Raw genomic sequence first — 7,792 nt, forward strand, 5'->3', positions numbered from 1 at the left:
CGTGCGCCTCACTTGCATCAAACTCGCGGGCTTCAAGTCCTTCGTCGATCCGACAACCGTTAACTTCCCGAGCAATATGGCGGCCGTTGTAGGCCCTAACGGCTGCGGCAAGTCGAACATCATCGACGCCGTGCGCTGGGTGATGGGTGAAAGCTCGGCTAAAAACCTGCGCGGCGAGTCGATGACGGATGTCATCTTCAACGGTTCCACCACACGCAAGCCGGTGAGTCAGGCCAGCATCGAACTGGTGTTCGATAACTCCGACGGCACGCTGCTGGGCGAATACGCGGCCTACGCCGAGATTTCCATCCGTCGTAAAGTGACCCGCGACAGTCAGACCACCTATTACCTCAACGGTACCAAGTGCCGTCGGCGTGATATCACCGATATTTTCCTGGGAACCGGTCTCGGGCCGCGCAGTTATTCGATTATCGAGCAGGGCATGATCTCGAAACTGATCGAGTCCAAGCCTGAGGATCTGCGTAACTTTATCGAAGAGGCGGCAGGCATCTCCAAATACAAGGAGCGTCGCCGCGAGACTGAAAACCGTATTCGCCGTACCCACGAAAACCTCGCCCGCCTGACCGACCTGCGTGAAGAGTTGGGGCGTCAGCTTGAGCGCTTGCATCGCCAGGCCCAGGCAGCCGAGAAATATCAGGAATACAAGGCCCAAGAGCGTCAGCTCAAGGCTCAGCTGTCAGCTTTGCGCTGGCAGGCACTGAACGAGCAAGTGGGCCAGCGCGAAGCGGTTATTGGCAACCAGGAAGTCAGTTTCGAAGCCCTGGTGGCCGAGCAGCGCAATGCCGATGCCAGCATCGAACGCTTGCGTGACGGGCACCATGATCTGTCAGAACGCTTTAATTTGGTGCAAGGACGCTTCTATTCGGTCGGCGGTGATATTGCCCGGGTCGAGCAAAGCATTCAGCACGGTCAGCAGCGTTTGCGTCAGTTGCAGGATGACCTGCGCGAAGCCGAGCGTTCCCGTCTCGAAACCGAGGCCCATCTGGGGCATGACCGGACGATGTTGGCGACGCTGGGTGAAGAGCTTGAAATGCTCGCACCAGAGCAGGAACTGACCAGCGCTGCGGCCGAAGAAGCGGCAGCCGCGCTGGAAGAATCCGAACACACCATGCATGGCTGGCAAGAGCAGTGGGATGATTTCAACCAGCGCTCGGCAGAGCCCCAGCGTCAGTCCGAAGTCTTGCAGGCGCGTATCCAGCAGCTGGAAACCAGCATGGAGCGCGTGGCCGAACGTCAGCGCCGGTTGGCAGAAGAGCGCGCCTTGCTGGCGGCCGATCCTGAAGATGCGGCGATTCTCGAGCTGAGTGAGCAACTGGCAACCAGCGAGCTGACCCAGGAAGAACTGCAAGCCAGTGAAGAGCTGCTGGTCGAGCGGCTGGAGCAGGTGCGGCACGATTTGCAGCAGGCGACACACAATCAGCAGCAGGCACAGGGTGAGCTGCAGCGGCTCAACGGTCGCCTGGCCTCCCTTGAGGCCTTGCAGCAGGCAGCTCTGGACCCGGGCACCGGTGCAGCGCAGTGGTTGCAAGACCAGCAGCTCGCCGATCGCCCACGTCTGGCCGAAGGCCTGCGCGTTGAAGCCGGCTGGGAGCTGGCGGTCGAGACGGTTCTTGGCGCCGACTTGCAGGCCGTGCTGGTGGATGACTTTGCGCAACTGGACCTGGCCGGTTTTGCCCAGGGCGACCTGCGCCTGTTCAGTGCCGGTACCCAGGGCGGTCGTTTGGCCGGCAGTTTGCTGGACAAGGTCGAGGCCGACTTCGATCTCTCGCCATGGCTGGGTCAGGTCAGGGCGGTGGAAACCCTGGAGCAGGCGCTGGCCATGCGCGTGCAATTGGCCGATGGCCAGAGCCTGATCAGCCGGGACGGGTATTGGGTAGGGCGCAACTTTTTGCGGGTTCGGCGTGCCAGCGAAGCGCAAAGCGGCGTGTTGGCCCGGGGGCAGGAAATTCAGCATTTGGGTGCTGAGCGCGAAGAGCGTGAAGCCGCACTGGCCAGCCTTGAAGAACAGCTACAGCGTTTGCGCGAGCAACAGTTGACCCAGGAAGACTCCCGCGAGCAGGTGCGTCGCCGTCTGCAGGACGAAGCTCGTCAGCAAGGTGAGATCAAGGCCCTGCTATCTGCCAGCAAAGCCAAGGTCGAGCAATTGACCTTGCGCCGGCGTCGCCTGGATGAAGAGCTGGTCGAGCTGGGAGAGCAGCGAGCCCTGGAGCATGAGCAGGTTGGCGAGTCCCGCCTGCAGCTCCAGGATGCACTGGATGCCATGGCCACCGACACTGAGCGGCGTGAGCTGCTGTTGGCCCAGCGCGACAGTCTGCGCGAGCGCCTGGACCGGGTGCGCCAGGAAGCGCGTCAGCACAAGGATCACGCTCACCAGCTGGCGGTGCGCCTAGGCTCGCTCAAGGCGCAGCACGACTCAACGCGCCAGGCCCTTGAGCGGCTGGAGTTGCAGTCCGAGCGTCTGGCGGAAAAGCGTGAACAGCTCAGTCTTAATCTGGAGGAGGGCGAGGCCCCCCTCGAAGAGTTGCGCCTCAAGCTTGAAGAGTTGCTCGACAAGTGCCTGACCGTGGATCAGGAGCTCAAAATTGCCCAGACCGCCCTTGAGGATGCTGACCGTGAATTGCGCGACGCTGAAAAACGCCGCAATCAGGCCGAGCAGCAATCGCAGCTGATTCGCGGGCAGCTTGAGCAGCAGCGCATGGAGTGGCAGGCGCTGACAGTGCGTCGAACCACGTTGCAGGATCAGTTGCTGGCCGATGGCTATGACCTGCACGGGGTGCTTGCAACCCTGAATGCCGAGGTCAATGAGCAGCAGGCTGAAGAAGAGCTGGAACGTATTGCAGCGCGGATTCAACGTCTGGGGGCCATCAACCTCGCGGCCATCGATGAGTACCAGCAGCAGTCCGAGCGCAAACGTTATCTGGATGCCCAGGATGCCGACCTGGTCGAGGCGCTGGATACCCTGGAAAACGTTATTCGCAAGATCGACAAAGAGACGCGCAGTCGCTTCAAAGACACCTTTGATCAGATAAATGGTGGATTACAGGCACTTTTCCCAAAAGTTTTCGGTGGTGGCAGCGCTTATTTGGAACTGACGGGCGAAGATTTACTCGATACAGGGGTAACTATCATGGCGCGTCCACCGGGCAAGAAGAACAGCACCATTCATTTGCTGTCCGGTGGCGAGAAAGCATTGACTGCCCTGGCACTGGTTTTTGCCATTTTCAAACTCAATCCTGCGCCGTTTTGCATGCTTGATGAAGTTGACGCACCGCTTGATGACGCTAACGTGGGCCGCTATGCCCGCCTGGTAAAAGAGATGTCACAGACCGTGCAATTCATTTACATCACCCACAACAAAATCGCCATGGAAATGGCCGATCAGTTGATGGGGGTGACAATGCATGAGCCCGGCTGCTCTCGTCTGGTGGCGGTTGATGTCGAGGAGGCAATGGCAATGGTCGATGCTTGAGCTATAAGCATGTAGGGGGATTTTTCTTCTCGAAAGAGAATTCCTGAATATTTGTCTGGCATGACTGATGGGTCGTGGGCTATATGGGCATTAGCCCAATGCGACAGACGGTGTAAAGTTATCTTTGGTCGTGTTAATTTAGCGTCTAATTTTTTGTACGTGGGTAAAACGCCATTCAGAACATAGAGTTGGCGCCACGTTTTAAAGGGCTTTAGGCTCTTCTTCATAGAATCATTTTTTAGGGGCACGGGATTACATGGAAATCGGTCTGCGCGAGTGGCTGATAGTCATCGGCATAGTGGTCATCGCCGGTATTCTTTTTGATGGCTGGCGCCGTATGCGCGGTGGCAAGGGCAAACTCAAGTTTCGCCTTGACCGCAGCTTTTCCAACGTCCCTGACGAGGAGACCAGCGCCGAGCTGCTGGGTCCTTCGCGAGTCCTGGACACGCCGGCCCATAAAGAGCCCCAGCTTGACGAGCACGACCTGCCATCGGTCAGCATGTCGCCACGGGACAAGGGTTCCAAGCGCAGCAAGCGTGGCGGGGAGCCGAGCCAGGGTGACCTGAACCTCAATCTGGATCTGGAAGACGGTCCGAGCATCAGCGCCCGCGATGATGACTTCGCCCAGGAAGCCAAACCACGTGGGCGTTCAGCGCCAAGTGTGGCGGCGGTTGAAGCGAAGGAGCCAGCAGCACAACAGGCCGCTGAAGAAGTGCTGGTCATCAGTGTGATCAGTCGCGATCCTGCCGGCTTCAAAGGGCCTGCATTGCTGCAGAACATCCTTGAAAGCGGTTTGCGCTTTGGTGAGATGGATATTTTCCACCGCCACGAAAGCATGGCCGGTAATGGCGAAGTGTTGTTCTCCATGGCCAACGCCGTGAAACCGGGCGTGTTTGATCTGGATGATATTGACCTGTTCAGCACCCCTGCCGTGAGCTTCTTTCTCGGCTTGCCGGGCCCGCGTCATCCCAAGCAGGCATTCGATGTGATGGTTGCCGCTGCACGCAAGTTGTCCCAGGAGCTCAACGGTGAGCTTAAAGATGACCAGCGCAGTGTTTTGACGGCTCAGACCATCGAGCATTACCGTCAGCGCATCGTCGAGTTCGAGCGTCGTGCCCTGACCCAGAAACGCTAAACAGGTGGGGGCAGGCATGCTTGCTCCCGCAGAAACGCAAAATGATTAACGCAAGAGCAGCCTCGGCTGCTCTTTTGCTTTGTGAGAGAACACCCCATGACCGCCGCCAATACCCGAATTCTAGAGCTGCGCGCTGAACTGGATCAGCACAACTATCGCTATCACGTACTCGACGAGCCCAGCATTCCGGACGCCGAGTACGATCGTCTGTTTCGCGAGCTCAAAGCGCTGGAGACCGAGCATCCGGAGCTGATCACCCCGGACTCGCCGACCCAGCGAGTCGGCAGCGCGGCGTTGTCGGCTTTTACTCAAGTGCGCCACGAAGTGCCGATGCTGAGTCTTGGCAACGCCTTTGATGAAACAGACATGCGTGAATTCGACCGGCGCGTCAGCGAAGGTCTGGATTTGCCGGCGGGCGATCTGTTTGGCGGCGGCGCCGAAGTTGAATACAGCTGTGAGCCCAAGCTCGATGGTCTGGCGGTCAGCTTGCTGTATCGGGACGGCAATCTGGTGCGCGGAGCTACTCGCGGAGACGGCACCACGGGCGAAGACATCAGTGTCAACGTGCGCACGGTACGCAATATCCCGCTCAAGCTGCATGGCAGCGGTTGGCCCGCAGTCCTGGAGGTGCGGGGCGAGGTCTTCATGTCCAAGGCCGGCTTTGACCGTCTTAACGAGACCCAGCTAGCCGCAGGCGGCAAAACCTTTGCCAACCCGCGTAACGCCGCAGCAGGCAGTTTGCGGCAGCTGGACTCGAAAATTACCGCCAGTCGTCCTTTGGAGTTTTGCTGCTACGGCCTTGGTCAGGTGTCTGAGGAGTTTTCAGACACCCATATCGGCAATCTCAAGCAGTTGCAGCAATGGGGCATGCCGATCAGTCATGAATTGAAACTGGCCCGGGGCATTGGCGAATGCCTGGACTACTACCGTGATATTGGCGAGCGCCGCGCGTCCCTGCCTTATGAAATCGATGGTGTGGTGTTCAAGGTCAATAGCCTGGCATCGCAGCGTGAGCTGGGCTTTCGTGCCCGCGAGCCGCGCTGGGCTATTGCTCACAAGTTCCCGGCGATGGAAGAGCTGACCGAGCTGCTGGATGTGGAGTTTCAGGTCGGTCGTACCGGTGCGGTCACGCCGGTGGCGCGTTTAAAGCCGGTCAAGGTGGCGGGGGTCACGGTCTCCAATGCCACGCTGCACAACATGGATGAAGTGGCGCGTCTGGGGCTGATGATTGGTGACACGGTGATTATTCGCCGTGCCGGTGATGTGATTCCGCAGGTGGTGCAAGTGGTGCTGGAGCGGCGTCCTGAAAACGCTCGCCCGGTGCAGATCCCGGAGAGCTGTCCAGTGTGCGGTTCCCACGTAGAGCGCACGCAACTGATCAAGCGCAGCAAGGGTCGCGAAACCATCAGTGAAGGGGCGGTGTACCGCTGTGTCGGGCGACTGGCCTGCGGGGCCCAGCTCAAACAGGCGATCATTCACTTTGTTTCGCGTCGGGCCATGGATATTGAAGGCCTGGGCGAAAAAAGCGTCGAGCAGTTGGTGGATGAGGGGTTGGTGAGTTCGCCGGCCGATCTGTACACCCTGACCTTCGAAAAAATTGTCGATCTTGAAGGGTTTGCCGAGCTGTCGAGCAAGAATTTGCTGCAGGCAATAGCGGACAGCAAGCGTCCGGCATTGGCGCGTTTTATATACGCTCTGGGAATTCCCGATGTAGGAGAGGAGACGGCCAAAGTACTGGCGCGCTCATTGGCCTCTCTGGAGCGTGTACAGCGTGCTTTGCCGCAAGTACTCACCTACTTGCCGGATGTCGGGCTGGAAGTGGCCCACGAGATTCACAGCTTCTTCGGTGATGCCCATAACCAGCAGGTGATAGCGCAATTGCTTGAGCGTGGACTGGAATTGCAGGACCAGGGGGATCTGGGGGCCGAGTTCGCGGCCAGTGCCACCTTGGGCGGGTTGATCGACAAGCTGCATATCCCCTCGGTGGGACCGGGTGGTGCGCAAAAGCTGGCCGAAAAGTTTGTAACCCTTGAGGGGGTAATCAACGCTGACTGGCTCGATATGCGTCAGGCGCTGCCTGAGAAACAGGCCAAAGCGGTGCGCGAATTTTTCGACAACCCAGAAAATGCCCGGGCGGCTCTGGCTGTCGAGGCGCAGTTGCGCGACTTCGGCATGCACTGGCAGAGCGAGAAAAAGACCGTGGAAGGTTTGCCGCTGGCCGGGCAGACCTGGGTGCTGACCGGCTCGCTGGAGTTGATGAGTCGCGACGTCGCCAAAGACAAACTCGAAAGCCTGGGAGCCAAGGTTTCGGGTTCGGTCTCCGGCAAGACCCATTGCGTGGTAGCGGGCCCCGGCGCGGGCTCGAAACTGGTCAAGGCCAATGAGCTGGGGCTCAAGGTGCTGGATGAGGAAGCCTTTGTGGCGTTCCTGGGTGAGCAGGGCATCCAGATCTAGAGTGGTAGCCCCCTGCAGGAGCGAGCTTGCTCGCGAGCTCTTCGCGGCCTTGTTGAAAGCTCGCTCCTGCAGAGTCTGCTGCCCGGTCCCCGCCCTGTATGGCCCAATCCAAGTGCTTGAGCCCGCTCATTTTTTTATTCTTGCCGCAGCGGTTGTAAGTTTTCCTCAGACAGGTACAATGGCGCCGTTCGCTGCTAAGCGGATGTTGTTATGGTGACCCTATCGGTCCCTCCGCAACGATTACCCGTTAACCTGGTCAGATCCGGAAGGAAGCAGCCACAGCGGGAACATTGTGTGCCGGGGTGTGGCTGGTGGGGTTGCCTCCATTCTCTAAGTCCTTGATTCTACAAGGATTTATCAGTAAAAAATCTCGATGTGTGACAGCGTTTAGGTACATCCGAATGGATCACCTTGCGTTGTATCTTATCGTGTGCCTTTCATGTCCACCATCAAAAATCTCCATCGTGTCCTTAACAGGCTCAATTTCGTGTCGTCACAGAGGTAGTCGTTTCTGTGGTCAGCATCAGCACCTTCGAATAATGTACTTGCACAGAGATAAGGTTTTTGTAATCTGCTATCGATAGGCTGAATCGCCCCTAGTTTCGTAGACACCTCCAAGCCTTAAAATGAGGCCCATTAGGAGGTGCCATGAGCAACCAGCGATATCCCGAAGAATTCAAAATCCAGGCGGTCAAACAAGTGACCGAAAAGAA

General features: G+C 58.3%; 3 protein-coding genes and 1 other RNA gene. All 4 read left to right on the top strand.

What is annotated here, in order from left to right:
* Window position 1: 1 nt before the first annotated feature.
* Window positions 2-3,490 carry a chromosome segregation protein SMC gene (gene smc, locus EQV90_RS09895; RefSeq protein WP_240878044.1) on the top strand — a complete coding sequence of 1,163 codons (3,489 nt, stop codon included), beginning with the start codon at window positions 2-4 and terminating at the stop codon, window positions 3,488-3,490.
* Window positions 3,491-3,746: 256 nt separating this feature from the next.
* Window positions 3,747-4,625 carry a cell division protein ZipA gene (gene zipA, locus EQV90_RS09900; protein ID WP_003447169.1) on the top strand — a complete coding sequence of 293 codons (879 nt, stop codon included), beginning with the start codon at window positions 3,747-3,749 and terminating at the stop codon, window positions 4,623-4,625.
* A gap of 96 nt (window positions 4,626-4,721) precedes the next feature.
* Window positions 4,722-7,079 carry an NAD-dependent DNA ligase LigA gene (gene ligA, locus EQV90_RS09905; protein ID WP_010656165.1) on the top strand — a complete coding sequence of 786 codons (2,358 nt, stop codon included), beginning with the start codon at window positions 4,722-4,724 and terminating at the stop codon, window positions 7,077-7,079.
* A gap of 220 nt (window positions 7,080-7,299) precedes the next feature.
* An RNA gene (ffs, locus tag EQV90_RS09910) (signal recognition particle sRNA small type) lies at window positions 7,300-7,396 on the top strand.
* Window positions 7,397-7,792 lie beyond the last annotated feature (396 nt).

This window comes from Pseudomonas sp. TMW22089, from assembly GCF_022496645.1.
GTDB lineage: Bacteria > Pseudomonadota > Gammaproteobacteria > Pseudomonadales > Pseudomonadaceae > Aquipseudomonas > Aquipseudomonas paraversuta.

What these genes read in the sequence shown, in the direction of transcription:
- ligA (WP_010656165.1), top strand. Translation starts at nt 4,722, where the DNA reads ATGACCGCCGCCAATACCCGAATTCTAGAGCTGCGCGCTGAACTGGAT.
- zipA (WP_003447169.1), top strand. Translation starts at nt 3,747, where the DNA reads ATGGAAATCGGTCTGCGCGAGTGGCTGATAGTCATCGGCATAGTGGTC.